Genomic DNA, 17,986 nt, shown 5'->3' with positions numbered 1-17,986 from the left:
CGTGTCCCGCAGGACTGGTCCTCGACGTCCCGGCTGGCGGCTGGCGCTCGCGATCGCGCTGCGCGACATGCGCGGCACCCTGTCGGGCATGCGCGTCGTGCTGGCCTGCCTCGCCCTCGGGGTTGCCGCGATCGGCACCGTCGGCGGCCTGCGCGCGGCGATCCAGGGCGGCGTCGCCGCGCAACGGCGCGCCATCCTCGGCGGCGACCTCAGCCTGGACAGCCCGGACCCGCTGCCGGGTGGTCTCGAACCTTATCTGCAATCGCGCCACCTGCGCCTGTCGGAGACGGTCAGGCTGCGCTCGATGCTGTACGGGCCGCAGGGCCGCCGCATGCTGGTCGAGGTCGATGCGGTCGATGCGGCCTATCCGCTGGTCGGCGCGGTGACGCTCGATCCAGCCGGGGCCCTCCCGCGCGCCCTGCAGGACGGCCTACTGGTCGAGCCGCTGATCGAGGACCGGCTCGCCGTGCGCCCCGGCGACACGCTGCGGCTCGGCACCCTGACCCTGAGGCTGGCAGCCGGCCTCGCGCACACGCCGGACGGCGCCGGCAGCGCGTCGCTCGCCCCCGAGGTCATGCTGTCACGCGCCCGGCTCGACGCCGCCGGCCTGATCGCGCCCGGCGCCCTGGTCACCTACACGCTGCGCATCGCGCTGCCGGATGACCGGGCGCCCGGCCGAGTTCGCCGGGTGCAGGCGCTGGCGCACGACATCGCGCAGCGCTACCCGGACCAGCCGCTGCGCATACGCGACGTGCAGGATGCCGCCCCGGCGCTGACCCAGGTGGTGGCGCAGGTCTCGCAGTTCATGACGCTGATCGGACTGGCCTCGCTGCTGCTGGGCGGCCTCGGTGTTGCGTCCGGCGTGTCGGCTTGGCTGCAGGCGCGCACCGAGACGCTGGCGGTGCTGCGCTGCCTCGGCGCCGCGTCGGCCACCGTCGCCTGGATCGTCTCGCTGCAGCTCGGGCTGCTGTGCGGCGCCGGTGTGCTGGCCGGTGTGCTGGCCGGGCTGGTGGTGCCTGTGTTGGCGATCCGCGCGCTTGCCGGGCTGCTGCCGGTGGCACCGGACGGCAGCGTCCATCCCGGTCCGCTGCTGCTCGCCGCCGGCTTCGGGCTGCTGGTGGCGGTGCTGTTCACGCTGCCGCCGCTGCTGCGTGCCGTGCGGGTCTCGCCGGTCGCGCTGTTCCGCGACGATCCGGCCGAGCGCAGAGGCGGCGGCTGGCGGCTGCGGGGGATGCTGGCCGGGCTGGTCTGCGTGCTGGTGCTGCTGGCGACGCTGACCTCGCCGTCGCCGTGGCTGGCACTCGGCTTCTGTGCCGCCGCCGGCTGCATCCTGCTGCTGTTCCGCCTCGCCGGACTGCTGCTGCGCCTGGGCGCCGGCGCGGCCGGGCGGACCGGGATGCGCCCCGCCTGGCTCGGGCTGGGATTGCGCGCCCTGCACCGGCCCGGCTCGCCCGCCTCGGCGATGCTGCTGGCGCTCGGCGCCGGGCTCTCCACCCTGGCCGGGATCGCCCTGATCGAGGGCAACATCCGGAGCGCGGTGCTGGGCCAGCTGCCCGCCGACGCCCCCTCGTTCTACTTCATCGACATCCAGCCCGACGAGGCCGCCCGGTTCGATGCGGTGCTGCACGCGCTGCCGCAGGCCGGCGCGGTGCACCAGTTGCCGAGCCTGCGCGCGCGCGTGGTCGCGGTGGACGGGGTGCCGGTGGGACAGGTGCATGCGACGCCGCAGACACGCTGGGCGCTGCGCGGCGACCACGGGCTGAGCCTGTCGGCCGCGCCGCCGCCCGGCACCCATGTGGCAGCCGGCGCCTGGTGGCCGCACGACTATGCCGGGCCGCCGCTGCTGTCGTTCGACACCAACCTGGCGCGCGGCTGGGGGGTGCATGTCGGCTCGACGATGACGCTGAACGTGCTGGGGCGCGACGTCGCACTCCGCGTCGCCAGCCTGCGCGACATCGCCTGGCGCTCGCTGCAGCTGAACTTCGCCTTCATCGCCTCGCCGGGCCTGCTGTCGAAGGCGCCGCACACGCTGGTCGCCACCGTCGGCTCCAGCGGCCGTCCCGCCGACGATGCCGCGATCCTGCAGGCGGTGACCGACGCGCTGCCCAATGTCACCGGCATCCGGGTCGCCGACGTACTCGGCGAGATCGGCCGGCTGGTGCGCCGGCTGGCACTGGCGCTGCAGGCGATGGGGGTGCTGGCGCTGCTCTCGGGCGGCCTGGTGCTGGCGGCGACGCTGGCGTCGGGTCAGGCGGCGCGGCGTCGGGAGGCGGCGATCCTGCGCAGCCTGGGCGCCACCGGCCGCCAGCTGCGCGCGGCCTGGCTGGTCGAGTTCGGCGTGCTGGGCGCGGTGGCCGGGCTGGTCGCAGCCGGGGTGGGGGCGATCCTGAGCTGGCTGGTGCTGCACTATGTGCTGCAGGCGCCGTGGCGGCTGCTGCCCGGAACGCTGGCGGTAACCATCGCCGGCGCCATCCTGCTGATGCTGCTCGCCGGCCTGATCGCAACCCGGCAGGCGCTGCGCGCGAGCCCGGCGGAGCTGCTGCGGGAGAGCTAGAACAGGCTCAAAACCTGGATGGATGCGTCTTAATGCGAAATAAAGCGGCCGGGCGGACCGGCTGCTCCGGTTCCGCTTGACCTTGCAGTCGGTTCCACCAAGATATCCCCTGCGGTTCGGATCGACCGAACCAGAGGAACCGTACTCACATGGCCTTCAGTCCCGATTTCCGAAGCACCTCCCGCGCCACGGGCGTGGGTGCCCAGGCCGGGGTCATCGATGCCGGCCTGCGCGCCTACATGCTGCGCGTCTATAACTGGATGACCTCGGGTCTCCTGCTCACCGGCATCGTCTCATTCGGGGTGGCGCATTCGTCGCTCGCCAGCCTGTTCTGGAGCCGGGTCGAACTGGCGGACGGGCGGATCTTCCCGCATCCGACCGGTCTCGGCATGCTGTCGATCTTCGCGCCGCTCGCCTTCGTGCTGGTGCTGAGCTTCGGCGTGAATCGGCTGTCCCGCCAGGCGGTGCAGACGCTGTTCTGGCTGTTCTGCGCCGCGATGGGCCTCAGCCTGACCAGCGTGTTCTTCATCTACACCGAGACCTCGGTGGTGCGGGTGTTCTTCATCACCGCGGCGACCTTCGGCGCGATGAGCCTCTGGGGCTACACGACAAAGACCGACCTCACCAAGTTCGGCTCGTTCCTGATCATGGGCGTGGTCGGGCTGCTGATCGCGATGGTCGTGAACATGTTCCTGCACAGCTCCGCGCTGCAGTTGCTGTTCAGCGTGGTCGGCGTGTTCGTCTTCACCGGGCTCACCGCCTACGACACCCAGCGCATCAAGCTGAGCTACGCGCAGTTCGCGGCCTACGAAGGCGTCGAGGGTGCGGCCAAGCGCAGCGTCTATGATGCGCTGAACCTGTATCTGAACTTCATCAACCTGTTTCAGTTCCTGCTGCAGCTCACCGGCACGCGCAGCTCGAACAGCTGAACCGGCCGGTTCCGGTTCCAGGGCGGCTCCCTCACCGGGGAGCCGCCTTTTTCATGCGATCCGCCTCAGAGCCTGTTTGCAAACGCCTGATGCTGGATGAGAGCGGCTCGCAGAGCAGCCCTAGCTGCTCTGCCTCACTCTCAAGGAGAGCATGATGCATGCATCATGCTCGGGCCGTGCCCGGCGTGGCTTTCCGAGCACCGGAGCGGAGCGGCCTTGATGGCCGTGAGCACCGGAGCGGAGGAAAGGCGCGCCGGATCGCCAGCAGCAGGCGTTTGCAAACAGGCTCTCAGACCACCGGGTGCTTGGTCTGGTCCAGGTGGCCGGTGAACTGGTCGCCCAGGTCAAGATGGCCCTGCACCAGTTCGCGCGGCGTCAAGGCCAGCCACTGGTTCAGCGAGATGTCGGCAAAAGTCGGGCTGCGGAACATCTCCAGGAAGCGCAGCGTGCTGCTGCCGATATTCTCGATATAGTGGCCCATCGCGAACGGCACGTAGCCGACGTCGCCGGCGCGAAAGTCGAAGGTGCGCGCATTGCCGCCCGAGGCGAACACGCCCATCCGGCCTTCACCCGCGAGGTAATACTGCCATTCCGCCGCGTTCGGGTGCCAGTGCAGCTCGCGCATGCCGCCCGGCTCGACCTCGACCAGCGCCGCCGAGATGGTCTTCGACGCCTTGAAGTTGGTGGAGTCGACGATCCGGACCTGGCCGTGCGGCAGCTTCTGCGGCGCCTGCTGCAGCAGCCGGTAGCTGAAGCTCTCGGGCACGCGGCCGTTACCTTCGATGCGGTCGGCATCCAGCGCGCCCGGTACCGGCAGCGCGAAGATGTAGCGCCGCTCCTCGGGCGGCGTGTTGCCGAACATCGACGCGGGCTGCCCGAAATTCTTGCCCAGCACCTCCGGCGGGATGTGCCTGAACCAGTCGTTGAGCAGGAAGGTGCTCTCCTCGTTGAAGCTGCCGTCGTCGAACACCAGCAGGAACTCGCAGCCGTCGTCGTTCAGGCCCTGGATCGAGTGCGGCACGCCGGAGGGGAAGTACCAGAGGTCGCCCTCGTGCACGTCGTCGACGAAGTTGCGGCCATTCTGGTCGACCGCGGTGATGCGCGCACTGCCGTAGAGCATGTACGACCACTCGCCCTCCTTGTGCCAATGCAGCTCGCGGGTGCCCCCGGCCTTGAGCCGCATGTTGACGCCGGCGATCGTGGTCGAGACGCCGAGCTCGCGCTGGGTGATCTGCCGCGTCCAGCCGCCATCGGTCTGCCGCATATGGCTGTCGGCGAACGAGAAGCGCAGGTTCGGCAGCGTCCCCTGGTCGGTCAGCGGCGGATTGAGGATGTCGGGATTCTCGGCGTCGCGGACCGGATCGCGCGGTCCGGGATCGCTGGCGCCGACGCCCTGATGCGCCGGCTGTAGCACGCCCTGCGCGCGTGCGATTGCCGCAGCGGCGAGGCCGCCGGCGGCGCCGACGCTGCTGGAGAGGATGCTCCTGCGGGGGAACGGGTTCATGCGGTTGCCTCGATCACGTTGGTCGCAACCGAACGGATCGGGCGCCCGCTTGTTGCAGCGGCCGCGCACGTGGTCCGCACACGCTCTGGTTGACATGCCGCCGGATTGCCCGCAGGCAGGCGCCTCATCTCGCGGACACCGGAATGTTGAGCTTGGCCACCCGCTCATGCCTGCTGCTGGCGGTGCTCGCGATGTCGCCGGCGCCCGCGACCGCGGCGAGACCGGCCGGTTCTCCCCTGCACCAGTTCGGCGAGATCGCGCTGTCCCCGGACGGCGCCCGCCTGGCATCCCTCGAAGCCGACCTGCCCGTGAACGAGAGCCAGGATGTCGCGATATCGGTGCTCATCCGCCGGGTCGCCGGGGGCCACTCGCCGGTCTTGGTGCGGCTGCCGTGCGCAGGGCCCGACTGCATTCCGTCCAGCCTGGCCTGGGCCCCCGATGGTCAACGCCTGGCCTTCGTGCTGCAGCCCCCGCACGGTGGCGCGCGCGCGGTCTATGCCGTGCAGGCCAACGGCACCGGCCTCACCCGGCTGCTCAGCTTCAAGGGCACCCTGCAGGATCTGCGCTACGGGCCCGGGGGCGCCCTCGCCGTGCTCGCCACCGCCAATGCGCACAAGGAGCCCGGGGCCACCCAGGCGGCGGCGAGGCTGGCGGGAGAGATCGGTGCCAGCGAGGACGAGCAGCGCATCGCGACCATCACGGGCGGCTCGCTGCACTGGCAGTCGCCCGCCAGCCTCTATGTCTATCAGTACGACTGGCGCCCGGACCCGCAGAGCCCAAGCGCCCTCCGGTTCGTGGCGACCGCAGCACCCGGCAACGGCGACAACAACTGGTGGACCGCGCGGCTGTATGAGTTCGGCGACGCGCAGCCCCGCCTGCTCTATGCGCCGCCGCAGCGCCAGCAACTGGCGGACCCGGTGGTAGCACCCGACGGCAGCCGGGTTGCGTTCATCGGCGGCATCATGAGCGATTTCGGCTCGACCGGCGGCGATGCCTTCGAGCTGGCACTCGATCATCCGGCGCAACCCGACAACCTGACGCCAGGGCTTGCGGCCACCATCACCTCGCTGTCCTGGTCGTGCGGGCCGATGTCCGGTGCCAGGGGACTGACGGCCGGAGCGCTCGCCGGAGCCGCCACGCAGATGCTCGGTCTGAACGCGCACACCGCCCCGCAAATCCTGTGGTCGGGAGAGGCGGATCTGTCGCGCTCGCTGTACACCTCCGGCCTGAGCTGCAGCGGCGGCACCAGTGCCGCGATCCGCCAGACCTTCACCGAGCCGCCGGAGCTGCAGGCCGGTCCGGTCGGGCAGTGGCGCAGCCTGACGCACGAGAATGCCGGCCGGTCGGCACCGGCGCGCGTGCGGAGCATCGTCTGGAAGAGCGACAGGTTCGACGTGCAGGGCTGGCTGCTGTCGCCGCGCGATGCACCGGATGACGGCCCGAAAGGCCCGATGATCGTCAACGTGCATGGCGGACCGTCGGCTGCCTGGACGCCGTACTACCTGACGCCGCGCGGCGATGCGCTGTTCCTGCTGCGCGCCGGCTACCGGGTGTTCCTGCCCAACCCGCGCGGCAGCTTCGGCCAGAGCGAGGCGTTCGCGCAGGCCAATGTGCGCGATTTCGGGCATGGCGACCTGCGCGACATCATGGCCGGGATCGATGCGGTCGAACGCGCGGCGCCGGTCGACGACGCGCGGCTGGGCCTGACCGGCTACAGCTATGGCGGCTACATGACGATGTGGACGGTCACCCAGACCAACCGCTTCAAGGCCGCCGTCGCCGGTGCCGGGGTCTCGGACTGGCTGTCGTACTATGGCGAGAACGGCATCGACGAGTGGATGCTGCCGTTCTTCGGCGCCTCGGTCTATGCGGATCCGGCGATCTATGCGCGCTCCTCGCCGATCGCCTTCATCACCCAGGTGCGCACGCCGACACTCGAATATGCCGGCGACGCCGATATCGAATGTCCGTTGCCGCAGACACAGGAATTCTACCATGCGCTGCACACGCTCGGCGTGCCGACGCAGTTCGTGGTGTATGCGGGCCAGGGCCACGGCATGAAGGACCCGGCGAGCAGTGCGGACGCCAACCGCCGCACGCTGGCCTGGTTCGACCGCTACCTGAAGCCGGCTGGGCCGGGCGGCCAGTAGAGCCTGGTCGGCCGCAGCGTTAGTGCCTGGTGGGCCGCGGCGTTGCGGCGGGACGCATCAGACCGTCCCGGCTGCAAGCCGCGCGCAGGCAGCCTCGTAGATCGGCCAGTCGAGCCTGACCAGCGGCGCGATGGCTGCCCTTTCGCGAGCGGCCAGGGTGCTGGACGGGTGCCGGACAAACACGCTCGCAGGGTCGAGCACCATGTCCGAGAGCTTGTTGACGTGCGGCACCAGCCCCGGCGGCGGTGCATCGAGATGGCGCGACAGGACAAGCAGGCTGTCGCTCATGCGCTCCACGGTTCCGACGAAATCGATGCGGCCGAGCCCTGCAAGGGCACTGTCCAGCCAGCCCGCATCCGAGGGCATGGCATCCGAACTGCTCAGGTAGAGCCCGGTCAGCCTGCGTGCATAGACGTTGTCGATGAAGTCGCGCACCTCGGGCTCGGGGCTGCGAAGGAAGTCGAGGAGGCCGCGCGCGCGCGCGGCGATCATTCCCGCATGCGGCCGATTGTGCTCGATCTCTTCCGGCGTGATCGCCCGCCAATAGTCGTAGAGCGAGAGAATGCGCTGGTCCGGACGACGGAAGAATACGCACAGCTTGCGCTGCTGCCGGCTGCGCAGGAGGGCAGGGAGATCGTAATGGCCGTGCGTGAGGGCGTACTGGCGCCGAGGGTCCGGGATCGGCTGCAGGATATGGCCCGGTGCGCCCCGGTATGGATCGGGATCGATCGCACTCTCCGGATACAGGCTGGTCAGGTACGACACGACCGAACTGCCGGCGGTCTTCTCGATATGCATAAACGCCAGCGATGGCGGTATGCGACCAGACCCGGACATGGGGTTCAGGCACTTGGTCAGCCGGTGGCGGACATCCGTGACGGTTGCAAGCCCGCGCAGAAGCGGTGGGAGCGGCGTGCGCTCGCAGAAGGCGCGCCGGAAGCCGCGAACTTCATGAGCGTGCGGCCAGCGGCCCAGAGAGAGCCGAAGCACAGGAAGCTCGATCAGCCGGGAGACCAGATGCTGGGTGACTTGATGGAGCATCAGTTCGGCAATTTCCGCCACATGCCGTCACGCATGCAAGCAAAATGCCAGACATCGACCTAGTGTCCCGAACCAGAAGTTCGTAGGACTTCTGGTTCGGGACACTAGGCTTATCAACAAGATAGTGGCCTGCTCATCTCCGAAATTCGCGTGCGAATTTCGGAGGCAGGACACTAGCCCTGAATGGAGAGCCTCAGCGAAAGCTGAGTTGCGGATCGGCCGGCCGGTCGGTGGGCTGTGGGATGCGGCCGCCGGTGAGTGCGATCCGGCTGTCCGCCTCCGGCGTCCGCGTCACGTAGGGCACGTTCAGGCTGCTGGCCAGGAGCTGGTAGTAGCGGTCGCCGGTGAAATCAATCGGACCGTCCGGACGGCACTCCGCCACCGCGGACTGGAACGGCATCGTGCGGGCGGAGTAATCGTAGTACCGGTGGACGCAGGCATCGTCGGTCTCGTGAACCGGCCGCCCCGGCGCGGCACAGGCAGCGACAGTCGCCACCGCTGCAACGACCGGAATCTTCATCGTCCAGCGCATCTTTATCGTCCAGCGCATGTCGATCTCCTGAGATACACGCTCTTCAGATTGGTGGCGCCAACGCCGATACCAGGGAGGTTCGATCGCGCATGAGGTTCGCATTTCGGCAGGTGGACGTGTTCACCGAACAGCCGCTGCTCGGCAATCCGCTTGCCGTGGTGCACGACGCGGGCGAGCTGGACGCAACGACCATGCAGTCCTTCGCCAACTGGAGCAACCTGAGCGAGACCACGTTCCTGCTGCGTCCGACACATCCCGAGGCGGACTACCGGGTGCGTATCTTCACGCCCGATCGCGAGCTGCCGTTCGCGGGCCATCCGACCCTCGGTTCCTGCCACGCCTGGCTGCAGGCGGGTGGCGTCCCGCGCACGGACGTGGTGGTGCAGGAGTGCGACGCAGGCCTGGTGCGGATACGGCGCGACGCCGGCCGTCTCGCTTTCGCGGCACCGCCGTTGCTGCGAAGCGGCCCGGTCGCGTCCGACGTGCGAGGGCGCATCGTGCGCGGGCTCGGCATCCAGGCTGATGCGATCCTGCACGCGCAGTGGATCGACAACGGGCCGGGCTGGGTTGCGGTGATGCTTGCTACCCGGGCGGAAGTCCTGGCGCTGGAGCCGGACTACCCGGCATTGTCCGGACTGGAACTCGGCGTGGTGGCGCCGTGGGACCGCGAGATCGACGGCCCCGACGCCGCTTTCGAGGTGCGCGCGTTCGTTCCCTCCATGCAGCGCGAGGATCCCGTCACCGGCAGCCTGAATGCCGGCCTGGCGCAGTGGCTGATCGGCGCCGGGCTTGCACCGTCGCGTTATGTCGCACGACAGGGCACGGCGCTCGGCCGCCGCGGCGTCATCCATGTCGAACGCGATGGCGAGACCACCTGGGTCGGTGGCGCGACGGTCACCTGCGTGGCGGGCAGCGTCACCCTGTAGCGCGGTTTGACCGCCGGATTCCGCGTCGATAGCCTGATCCCGTCCGAACTCGACCGGGGAAGCGCCAGATAATGAAGAAGAGTTCGATCCTGCTGAGCGCCACGCTGCTGTGCTACGCTGCTCCGGCCGTCGCCGCACCCGCCGCCTGTCCGGCCTGGAATGCCTCGGTGCCCCCGGGTGCGAACATCACCGCCGCCTCCGCACCGTTCTTCATCGACACCTCCGGCCTCGACCTCAAGACCGCACCGCCGACGCGCGATCCCGCCAATCCGGACTATCCGCGTGCGAGCGCACTCGCCGACGGGGCGGTGCCGTCGCCTCGGGCAGATGGGAATTTCATCATCGGCCCGAGCCATCCGGCGGCCTCGGAGACCGCCGTACATCCCGGCGTGCCGCGGGGCCGCGTGCTGTCGTTCACGATGTCCTCGACCGACAGCGTGATCTACCGCCCCGGCATGGTACGCGACGATGCCGATGATTGCCTCAACGCCGCCATCTACGGCGCGCATATCGCGCCGGGTGACGCTTCCGACGTCATCGTCACCAGCAGCCATCCGGGGCAGTGGACGCGCAGCGTGGATGTCTATGTGCCGGCCGGGCACCTGCCGCGTGCGGCGCCGTTCATCGTGTTCGGCGATGGCGGTCCGGCCGGCTTCTTCAACGAGCGTCAGTTCTTCACCACGCTGGACAACCTGATCCACCGGCACCGCCTGCCGCCGATGCTCGCGATCGGCATCGGCGCTGGCGGCCAGGACGCGCAGGGCAGTGAACGCGGCCGCGAGTACGACGCGGTCAGCGGCACCTACGCCGAGTGGGTCGAGCGCGAGGTGCTGCCCCGCGTCGAGCATACCGCGCATGTGACGCTGACCCGTGACCCGGACGCCCGCGCCACCATGGGCATCAGCTCGAGCGGCGCCGCAGCCTTCACCATGGCCTGGTTCCATCCGGAGCTTTACCACCGCGTGCTGGCATACTCGCCAACCATGGTGAACCAGCAATGGCCGCACGACAGTGCGCTGCCCGGCGGCGCCTGGGAATATCACGACGACTGGGCCGGCCCGAGGCACGCCGCCCGCTCTGTCGAAGGCGTGCATCTCAAGGCGGCGGATGGCTCCCCCGGAGCGCCGTTGATTGCGAACGCGCCGCACAAGCCGATCCGCTACTGGTTCGAGACCGGCGACCGGGACCTGTTCTATCCGGCAGCACCACTGGCGGACGGCATGCACGACTGGGTGCTGGCGAACGAGCACATGGCGAAGGTGCTGGCCGCCGCGAACTACCGGTACCAGTTCGTGTTCGCTCGCGACGCGGTGCATGTCGACAAGCCGACGGTCGCGCAGACCCTGCCGGAGGCGCTCGAGTGGGTCTGGCAGGGTTACAAGAACTAGACCGGCGCGCCCCGATGATCACCCGCCGCGCGGCTCTGTATGGGCTTGGTGCCTCCGCTGTGGCGTTGCCGGCGAATGCCGCTGCGGCCGGCGCCCGGCAGCTGGCACCGGACTTCGCCGGCTTGAGCTATGAGAAGACCCAGCTCCGGGTTCCGTACTTCACCCCGGACAACTCCGCCCTCGTACGCCTGTATCGTCAGCTCGGTCCAGGCTCGCTGAGGATTGGGGCGAATGGCGTCGATACCTCGAGCTGGCGTGGCGCTGTTGCGGGGCTTGCTCCCATCGAGCCCGGACAGGTGGACGCGTTCGCCGCCTTCGTGCGCCGGACCGGCTGGAGCGTGATCTGGGGCGTGAACTTCGCGCGGAACACGCCCGGTGCGGCGGCGGAGGAAGCAGCCTACGTCGCGCGGCGCCTGGGACCATCACTGCAGGCGATCGAAATCGGCAACGAGCCTGACCTCTATGCCGGCAATGGTTTCAGATCGTCATCCTACCGATTCCAGGACTTCCTCGGCGAGTGGCGACGCTATGCGACCGCCATCAGGTCAGCCGTGCCGCACGTGCGCCTGAGCGGGCCTGCCGCCGCCCTGGACGCACAAAACTACACCCTGCCCTTCGTGCGTGAGGAGGGGCGTGCCGTCGATCTGGTCACGCAACACTACTACCGGGCGAATGGCCAAAGCCCCTCCTCAACTCTCGACCTCCTGCTCCGGCCGGACCGCAGGGTGATCGAGGAGGCGCAGGCGCTGAGTGCGGCCGCGTCCAGCAACGACATCAAGCTGGGCTGCCGCTTCGCCGAGTGCAATTCCTTCTACAATGGAGGTGCTCCGGGCGTCAGCCGCAGTTTCGGCACCGCGCTGTGGGTGTTGGACTTCCTGTTCCAGCTTGCGGCGAACGGGATATCCGGCGCCAACCTGCATGGCGGCGGCAATGGCCCGGGATATACCCCGATCGCCGACAGCAGCGGCGTCGTCGTCGGTCCGAGGCCGATCTTCTACGGCTTGCTGGCGTTCAGGCAGGCAGGCACCGGACACGTCGTTCCCGTGCATTTCGCGCGTCCCTACCCGGCCTGGTTCAGCGCTCACGGCGTCCTCAAACAGGATGGGCTGGTCGATCTTGTGCTGCTGAACAAGAACCCGACGGCTTCGCTGGAGGTGGCGTTGCCGAAGAGCGCGGGCGGCCGGATCTCCGTGCTGAGGTTGCAGGCGCCGGCGCTCGATGCGATCGCTGGCGTCACATTGGGCGGCGCCACGATCGGTGCCGATGGCTCCTGGCACCCGGCAGCCGAGGAGATCGCGTCGAACCGGGAGACCGTCGTGCTGCACCTGCCTCGGGCGAGTGCCGCCATCGTGCAGCACCGGGCATAAGGCGGCTCAGCGCGTCAGGTAGTCGGTCAGCGTCATGGCGAACATGATCGCGACCCATAGGAAACCGAGGAGGCCGAAGAAGCGGATGATCGGCGGCTCGAGGATCAGTTCCATCGAAAACAGCAGCACCAGCAGCACCATCACGCCGGCGATCGCCGCCTCGACATAGCCGGCGCCGCCGAAGGCGATCTGGCCCAGCAGCACGTTGCCGGCAAGCAGTGCCAGGAGTGCGGCGAACACCATCAGCGGCACCCGCATCGCGCGCCTGAACTCCGGCGTCACGCGCGGTTCACCACGTAGAGCGTGGGAAACACGATGATCCAGACCAGATCGATGAAGTGCCAGTACAGGCCGAAGATTTCGATGCGGTTCTGGTGCAGCGACAAATATCCCGCCCGGCTCGCCTGGCGCGTCAGCACCAGCAGGATCAAGACTCCGGTGACGAGGTGCAGTCCGTGCAGGCCGGTCGCCGCGAAGTAGTCGTTGACGAACAGCATGCTGGCATGGTCGTACGGCAGCGCATACGGCCGCCATGCCAGGAACGGAATCATGTGTTCGCTGAAATCCGCATAGTATTCGTAGCCCTTGAGCACCAGGAACAGGGCGCCGAGGCAAGCCGTCGCCAGCATGCAGCGCACCATCAGCGTCTGCAGGCCCTGGCGCGAGGCGGTGATCGCGCCGGACATGGTGAGGCTGGAGCAGATCAGTACGACGGTGTTGGCAGCCCCGATCCAGAACTTGAGATGCCTCGCCGCCGCGGTGACCGAGGCCGGGTATAGTACCCGCAGCACGGTGGCGATCAGCAGCAGGCCGGCGAACAGCAGCAGTTCGGTGATCAGCCAGCACCACATGCCGAACCTGGCCGCGTGGCGCTGCTGGGCCTTGGTGGTGAACTGCTCGTCGAGCGTGATGTCGACAGGCAAGTGGGCGGCAGTGCTCACACCCGGCTCTCCCGCTCGCGATAGTCGTACGGCTCGAAATCCACCGTCGGCGGCGTCGCGAAATTATGCTTGGGCGGCGGCGAGGTGGTCATCCATTCCAGCCCGCGCGCATGCCATGGATTGGCCGGTGCCCGCTTGCCGAACCGCAGCGACCAGACGAGGTAGATCATCGGGAAGATGTAGCCGAGTGCGAGGATCAGCGAGCCGGCCGAGGAGAGGATGTTGAGCAGCTGGAACTCGGGCGGATAGGTGTGGTAGCGCCGCGGCATGCCGAGATAGCCGAGGATGAATTGCGGAAAGAACGTCGCGTTGAAACCGACGAAGATGAAGAAGGCCGAGACCCGGCCCCAGCCTTCGGGATACATCCGGCCGGTGAATTTCGGCCACCAGTAGTGCAGGCCGCCGAGGAAGGCGAGCGCGGTGCCACCCACCATGATGTAATGGAAATGCGCCACCACGAAGTAGGTGTTGTGCACGTGTTCGTCGATCGACAGCGTCGCCAGGAACAACCCGGTCAGGCCGCCCAGCACGAACAGCCCGATATAGCCCATTGCATACAGCATCGGCGTGTCGAGCTTGATGCTGCCTTTGTAGATGGTGGCGGTCCAGTTATAGACCTTGACCGCCGAGGGCACCGCGACCGCGAACGACAGCACGGAAAAGGTGAGGCTGGCGGTCTCGCTCTGGCCGTTGACGAACATGTGGTGGCCCCACACGAAGAAGGTGAGCGAGGCGAGGCCGATGCTGGCATAGGCCACGAAGCGGTAGCCGAACAGCTTCTTCTGCGCGAACGCCGGCACGATCTCGCTGATCACGCCCATGCCCGGCAGCACCATGATATAGACCGCCGGGTGCGAGTAGAACCAGAACAGGTGCTCGAACAGCACCGGGTCGCCGCCGAGTGCGGGATCGAAGATGCCGATGCCGAAGGCGCGCTCCAGCACCAGCAGCAGCAGGGCGATGGTGATCACCGGGGTCGCCAGCAGGAAGATCAGGCTGGTTGCATACATGGTCCAGCAGAAGATCGGCATGCGGAACCAGGTCATGCCGGGCGCGCGCATGGTATGCAGGGTGACGACGAAATTGAGCCCGGTGAGGATCGACGAGAAGCCCACGACAATGACGCCGAGCAAAGCCGGGATCACCCAGCTGTTGGAAAACGTGGTGCTGAACGGCGCATAGAAGGTCCAGCCGGTATCGACGCCGCCGACCACCACCGTGAACAGGGTGAACAGCGCGCCCGCCACGAAGATGTACCAGCTCAGCCGGTTCAGGCGGGGGAATGCCACGTCCTTGGCGCCGATCATGATCGGCAGCAGGAAGTTGCCGAACGTGGTCGGGATCGACGGGATCAGGAAGAACCACACCATCACCACGCCGTGTATGGTGAACAGCTTGTTGTAGGTGTCGTTGCTGAAGATCTGCCCGTTCGGCACCACCAGCGACAGACGGATCAGGCCGGCAGCGACCGAGCCCAACACGAAGAAGCAGGTGATCGCCAGCAGATACAGGATGGCGATGCGCTTGTGGTCGATGGTGAAGAACCACGACCGCAGCGTGTGCTCGTCATGCAGGTAGTCGGGCGGCCTTCCGATGGTGCTGCGCGGCGGGCTCGGATCGCGATGCAGCAGGGTCTCGGTCAGGCTCATGGCGTTGCTCCGCTCTGGTCCGGCGACCGGCCACCCAGCGATTTGATGTAGGACACCAGCGCCATCATCTCGCCCTCGTCGATCGTGCCTTTGAACACCGGCATGAGCTGGCGGTAGCCGGCGATCAGGTTGCGGTCCGGATCGAGGATCTTGTCGCGGATGTATCCGTCGTCGGCGAGGATGGTGCCGCCGGCGGCAAGCGGCACCGGGGAGCCGAACAGGCCGGCGAGCGACGGTGCCCGCACCACGGAGCCGGCGACGTGGCAACCCAAGCAGCCATGCGCGCTGAATGCCGCGCGGCCCTGCGCCACCAGCGACCCGGAAGTGGCCGATTGGCCCAACCATTTCTGGTAGTCGGCCGGCTGCATGATGGTGAGGTAGCCGCCCATCACCGAATGATCGGTGCCGCAATATTCCGAGCAGTACAGGCGATAGATGCCGGGCCGGTCGGCCTTGAACCAGAGCTGCGTGTAGCGGTCGGGCAGCGTCTCCATCTGGATGCGCAGCGCCGGCAGGTACAGCGCGTGGATCACGTCCTGCGAGATCATGGTGATCACCACCGGCTGGCCCGTCGGCACGTGCAGGTCGTCGATCTCGGCCTGTCCGCCGGGATGCTGGAATTTCCACATCCACTGCTTGCCGATGGCGGAAATCCGGATCGCGTCGCCGGGCGGGTGCTTGTGGGTGTCGAACATCCTGGCACCCCAGTAGAAGAAGACCAGCGTGAGCAGGAACGGGATCAGCATCCAGCTCACCTCGAGCAACCGGTTCCGCCTGTCGCTGTAGGTGCGATACGCGATGCGGCCGTCGCGGAACCAGATCGCGAACCAGGTGATGGCGATGAAGATCGGCACCGTCAGCAGCAGGGTCAGCAGGGTGAAGCCCAGGACCAGGTGGTCGGTCTCCGCCGCACTGAGCGAGGCCGAGGTCGGCCAGAGCGCCAGCGCCTGGGCGTCTGGCTTCACGGTCGGTCGTCCAGCGAGCGGCCGAGGCTGAGCGCCATGCCGCGCTGCACCGGGACGCGGGCGCGCGTATGCGCGACATCGATCCAGCGCCACGACCCCACCGCCTGATCCATCGCATGCATCGCGCGGGTGTAGTCCTGCCTGGGGTCCGCCTCGAGGTGCGGCCGCGGCGGCACGATCACCGCCTGCTGCTGCCGGCTGGGGCCGGGTACCAGGCTGCGCTGGTGCGAGAACGCCTTCAGCATGCCGATCATCAGCCCGAGCGAGACGATGGCGACCAGGAACAGCACGGCAGTACTGCGCGCCAGTGTCGCAGCTTTCATGTCCGCCGGTTCGAAACCCCGCTCCAGCGCGGCCGCACCGGGCGGCGTTCCGGGCAGCCCGCGTGCGCCCGGATCCTCGCCTTCGGCATCCGGATCCGGGGTCGCCTGGCGCCATCGCCAGAGCAGGCCGCCACCGAAAACGGCGGCCGCACCGGCGACCGAGCCGATGGCGGCCGCAAGCAGCAGAGCGGGATAGCGGTGATCAGGGCGCGGCATGGCGCACCGCCAGCCTGCCGGGACGCACCGCCAGGAGCGCTGCCGCTACCCCGGCCATCGCCAGCAAGGCGGCCAGGTCGAGCCAGGTGATGGAAAACCGGCCGCGCAGGCTCGGCGTCACCAGCCAGAACATCTCGACCACATGCAGCGCCAGCAGGCCGACCGCGCAGGGCGCGAGCGTCACCGACGGGCGCCAGGCGAGCAGCGGCACGGCCACGCCCAGCGACGCCGGCAGCAGCCATGGCGCCCCGGCGCCGAGCCCGCCGCTGCGTGCCAGATACCAGTCTGCCTCACGCGGCAGGTCGGCCGACCAGACGATCAGGAACTGGGTGAAGTGCAGGAACGCCCACACAGCGAGCAGCACCGTCAGCAGCACGGCAAGCCGTCCGGCATCCCTGTTTCGCACCGCGGCCGGCAGCAACAGGATCGCGAGCGAGGCGGCAGCGCCCGACTGCGCGCTCAGCAGCACCAGTCCAAGGTCAGCCGGCAGCAGTCCGGGATGCAGCGACGCGATCCAGTCGGTGGCGGCCAGCGTCACCAGCGCCACATGCACCAGCAGGCCGAGGCCGCCCGCGATGCGCCGGCCACGGGTCCGCGGGGCGCGTGCGAACAGCAGGACCAGCAGGCCCCAGGCCAGCAGGACCAGGGCTTGGCGGACCAGGAACGCGTCGCGCGCGAACCAGGCGCCGGGGAGGTCGGGCCACGCGCTGCGCTCCAGCACGGGCGCCGCCAGCACCGCCGGGATCATCAGCGGCAGAATCCGGCGTAGCGCGCTCGCAATCGGCCGGTCGGCGGCGCCCGCCGCCTCCAGGCCCATCAGCACCGAAAGCGCCCCCAGCGGCAATGCCGCCAGCGCCAGCCAGGCGCCGAGATAGGACTGCATCGCGACCCCGCCGGCGAGCAGCAGCCAGACCAGCACCGCCACGGCCGGAACGCCGGCGAGCCCGGCGAGGCGGCGGCTCATCGCGACGGCTCCCGGCCTGGCCCGGCCTGGTCGAGCTTCTCGCGGTCGTCGGCGGTCAGCGCCGAGGCCGGCACGTCGCCGCTGCGCTGCAGGGCGCGCAGATAGGCGATCACCGCCCAGCGATCGGCCGGGCCGATCCGGTCGCCATAGCCGTACATGACGCCGTAGCCGCGATCGATGACGTCGTAGAGCCCGGCGGCCGGCATCCGGCGCAGCGCCGCCGCGTGCAGGTCCGGCGGATGCGGAAAGCCGCGCCGCACGATCATGCCGTCGCCGATGCCGTCGCGTCCGTGGCACGGCGTGCAGTAGATCGCATAACGCTGCCCGCCGCGCGCCAGCAGCGCCGCGTCGATCACGGCCGGCTGTGGCGCCGGCGGGTGGTTGTCGTCCGGCGACACGGTGCCCGGCACCGGCGGCTGCACCACGCGGCCGTGCGGCAGCAGGTGGCTGACGCTCCAGGTGCGCGACTTGTCCTGCACCGCCATGTCCTCGCGCTTGCAGCCCCCGACTGCCAGCAATGGGACTGCCAGCATCGCT

General features: G+C 68.7%; 17 protein-coding genes. 7 read left to right on the top strand and 10 right to left on the bottom strand.

Translation table 11 applies throughout. From position 1 onward, the window contains the following. The first annotated feature begins 1 nt into the window (after window position 1). Window positions 2-2,554, top strand: coding sequence for an ABC transporter permease (locus ACQY4O_RS08470; RefSeq protein ID WP_428375772.1), 2,553 nt, complete (start codon window positions 2-4; stop codon window positions 2,552-2,554). Between the two features lie 149 nt (window positions 2,555-2,703). Beyond that, window positions 2,704-3,483 (top strand): Bax inhibitor-1/YccA family protein, encoded by a 780-nt coding sequence (locus tag ACQY4O_RS08465; protein ID WP_428375771.1) that lies wholly within the window; start codon window positions 2,704-2,706, stop codon window positions 3,481-3,483. 289 nt (window positions 3,484-3,772) lie between these two features. Here ACQY4O_RS08465 and ACQY4O_RS08460 read toward each other — a convergent pair whose 3' ends face one another. Beyond that, window positions 3,773-4,987: an oxalate decarboxylase family bicupin gene (locus ACQY4O_RS08460; protein ID WP_428375770.1), complete on the bottom strand. Its 1,215-nt coding sequence runs from the start codon at window positions 4,985-4,987 to the stop codon at window positions 3,773-3,775. 152 nt (window positions 4,988-5,139) lie between these two features. Between ACQY4O_RS08460 and ACQY4O_RS08455 the strand changes: the two genes are divergently transcribed. Beyond that, window positions 5,140-7,137, top strand: a complete 1,998-nt coding sequence (locus tag ACQY4O_RS08455; RefSeq protein ID WP_428375768.1) for an alpha/beta hydrolase family protein — start codon at window positions 5,140-5,142, stop codon at window positions 7,135-7,137. Window positions 7,138-7,194: 57 nt separating this feature from the next. Here the strand turns inward: ACQY4O_RS08455 and ACQY4O_RS08450 are convergent, their stop codons facing one another. Then, a complete protein-coding gene (locus ACQY4O_RS08450; protein ID WP_428375766.1) occupies window positions 7,195-7,974 on the bottom strand; it encodes a hypothetical protein in 780 nt (259 codons plus the stop codon). A gap of 24 nt (window positions 7,975-7,998) precedes the next feature. On the opposite strand from ACQY4O_RS08450, the gene ACQY4O_RS08445 reads away from it, so the two are divergent. Then, window positions 7,999-8,241, top strand: a complete 243-nt coding sequence (locus tag ACQY4O_RS08445) for a hypothetical protein (protein ID WP_428375764.1) — start codon at window positions 7,999-8,001, stop codon at window positions 8,239-8,241. A 130-nt stretch (window positions 8,242-8,371) separates the two neighbouring features. Here the strand turns inward: ACQY4O_RS08445 and ACQY4O_RS08440 are convergent, their stop codons facing one another. Beyond that, the gene (locus ACQY4O_RS08440; RefSeq protein WP_428375763.1) at window positions 8,372-8,728 is read right to left on the bottom strand and encodes a hypothetical protein; all 357 of its coding nucleotides are present in this window, start codon (window positions 8,726-8,728) and stop codon (window positions 8,372-8,374) included. Window positions 8,729-8,799: 71 nt separating this feature from the next. Between ACQY4O_RS08440 and ACQY4O_RS08435 the strand changes: the two genes are divergently transcribed. From ACQY4O_RS08435 to ACQY4O_RS08425, 3 genes are all read left to right on the top strand, one after another. Continuing rightward, complete coding sequence (locus ACQY4O_RS08435; protein ID WP_428375762.1) at window positions 8,800-9,636, top strand: PhzF family phenazine biosynthesis protein; 837 nt, start codon at window positions 8,800-8,802, stop codon at window positions 9,634-9,636. 71 nt (window positions 9,637-9,707) lie between these two features. Then, entirely contained in the window at window positions 9,708-11,024 is a 1,317-nt protein-coding gene (locus ACQY4O_RS08430) for an alpha/beta hydrolase (RefSeq protein WP_428375760.1), read from the top strand. 14 nt (window positions 11,025-11,038) lie between these two features. Continuing rightward, window positions 11,039-12,391: a glycosyl hydrolase family protein gene (locus tag ACQY4O_RS08425; protein ID WP_428375758.1), complete on the top strand. Its 1,353-nt coding sequence runs from the start codon at window positions 11,039-11,041 to the stop codon at window positions 12,389-12,391. 6 nt (window positions 12,392-12,397) lie between these two features. Here ACQY4O_RS08425 and ACQY4O_RS08420 read toward each other — a convergent pair whose 3' ends face one another. Genes ACQY4O_RS08420 through ACQY4O_RS08390 form a run of 7 tightly spaced genes read right to left on the bottom strand, consistent with a single transcriptional unit; the run spans window position 12,398 to window position 17,982 of the window. Continuing rightward, window positions 12,398-12,673 carry a hypothetical protein gene (locus ACQY4O_RS08420; protein WP_428375756.1) on the bottom strand — a complete coding sequence of 92 codons (276 nt, stop codon included), beginning with the start codon at window positions 12,671-12,673 and terminating at the stop codon, window positions 12,398-12,400. Continuing rightward, entirely contained in the window at window positions 12,670-13,332 is a 663-nt protein-coding gene (locus tag ACQY4O_RS08415) for a cytochrome c oxidase subunit 3 (protein ID WP_428375754.1), read from the bottom strand. The genes ACQY4O_RS08420 and ACQY4O_RS08415 overlap by 4 nt, the downstream gene beginning before the upstream one ends. Continuing rightward, window positions 13,329-14,981, bottom strand: a complete 1,653-nt coding sequence (gene ctaD, locus ACQY4O_RS08410) for a cytochrome c oxidase subunit I (protein ID WP_428375753.1) — start codon at window positions 14,979-14,981, stop codon at window positions 13,329-13,331. The genes ACQY4O_RS08415 and ctaD overlap by 4 nt, the downstream gene beginning before the upstream one ends. Beyond that, window positions 14,978-15,946 carry a cytochrome c oxidase subunit II gene (locus ACQY4O_RS08405; RefSeq protein ID WP_428375752.1) on the bottom strand — a complete coding sequence of 323 codons (969 nt, stop codon included), beginning with the start codon at window positions 15,944-15,946 and terminating at the stop codon, window positions 14,978-14,980. Before ACQY4O_RS08405 ends, ctaD begins: the two co-directional genes overlap by 4 nt. Beyond that, a complete protein-coding gene (locus tag ACQY4O_RS08400) occupies window positions 15,943-16,485 on the bottom strand; it encodes a hypothetical protein (RefSeq protein ID WP_428375751.1) in 543 nt (180 codons plus the stop codon). The genes ACQY4O_RS08405 and ACQY4O_RS08400 overlap by 4 nt, the downstream gene beginning before the upstream one ends. Then, a complete protein-coding gene (locus ACQY4O_RS08395) occupies window positions 16,472-17,449 on the bottom strand; it encodes a hypothetical protein (protein ID WP_428375749.1) in 978 nt (325 codons plus the stop codon). Before ACQY4O_RS08395 ends, ACQY4O_RS08400 begins: the two co-directional genes overlap by 14 nt. Next, window positions 17,446-17,982: a c-type cytochrome gene (locus ACQY4O_RS08390; protein ID WP_428375748.1), complete on the bottom strand. Its 537-nt coding sequence runs from the start codon at window positions 17,980-17,982 to the stop codon at window positions 17,446-17,448. Before ACQY4O_RS08390 ends, ACQY4O_RS08395 begins: the two co-directional genes overlap by 4 nt. Between the last annotated feature and the right edge of the window lie 4 nt (window positions 17,983-17,986).

The sequence above is a fragment of the Lichenicoccus sp. genome, from assembly GCF_965277665.1.
GTDB lineage: Bacteria > Pseudomonadota > Alphaproteobacteria > Acetobacterales > Acetobacteraceae > Lichenicoccus.
The sequence above is the reverse complement of the archived record's forward strand: the minus strand, read 5'-3'. Positions and strand labels throughout refer to the sequence as shown.

Excerpts from the sequence above, each read along its gene's own strand:
- ACQY4O_RS08390 (WP_428375748.1), bottom strand. The coding sequence starts at position 17,982 with ATGCTGGCAGTCCCATTGCTGGCAGTCGGGGGCTGCAAGCGCGAGGAC.
- ACQY4O_RS08395 (WP_428375749.1), bottom strand. The coding sequence starts at position 17,449 with ATGAGCCGCCGCCTCGCCGGGCTCGCCGGCGTTCCGGCCGTGGCGGTG.
- ACQY4O_RS08435 (WP_428375762.1), top strand. The coding sequence starts at position 8,800 with ATGAGGTTCGCATTTCGGCAGGTGGACGTGTTCACCGAACAGCCGCTG.
- ACQY4O_RS08450 (WP_428375766.1), bottom strand. The coding sequence starts at position 7,974 with ATGTCCGGGTCTGGTCGCATACCGCCATCGCTGGCGTTTATGCATATC.
- ACQY4O_RS08430 (WP_428375760.1), top strand. The coding sequence starts at position 9,708 with ATGAAGAAGAGTTCGATCCTGCTGAGCGCCACGCTGCTGTGCTACGCT.
- ACQY4O_RS08465 (WP_428375771.1), top strand. The coding sequence starts at position 2,704 with ATGGCCTTCAGTCCCGATTTCCGAAGCACCTCCCGCGCCACGGGCGTG.
- ctaD (WP_428375753.1), bottom strand. The coding sequence starts at position 14,981 with ATGAGCCTGACCGAGACCCTGCTGCATCGCGATCCGAGCCCGCCGCGC.
- ACQY4O_RS08460 (WP_428375770.1), bottom strand. The coding sequence starts at position 4,987 with ATGAACCCGTTCCCCCGCAGGAGCATCCTCTCCAGCAGCGTCGGCGCC.
- ACQY4O_RS08425 (WP_428375758.1), top strand. The coding sequence starts at position 11,039 with ATGATCACCCGCCGCGCGGCTCTGTATGGGCTTGGTGCCTCCGCTGTG.
- ACQY4O_RS08400 (WP_428375751.1), bottom strand. The coding sequence starts at position 16,485 with ATGCCGCGCCCTGATCACCGCTATCCCGCTCTGCTGCTTGCGGCCGCC.
- ACQY4O_RS08440 (WP_428375763.1), bottom strand. The coding sequence starts at position 8,728 with ATGCGCTGGACGATAAAGATGCGCTGGACGATGAAGATTCCGGTCGTT.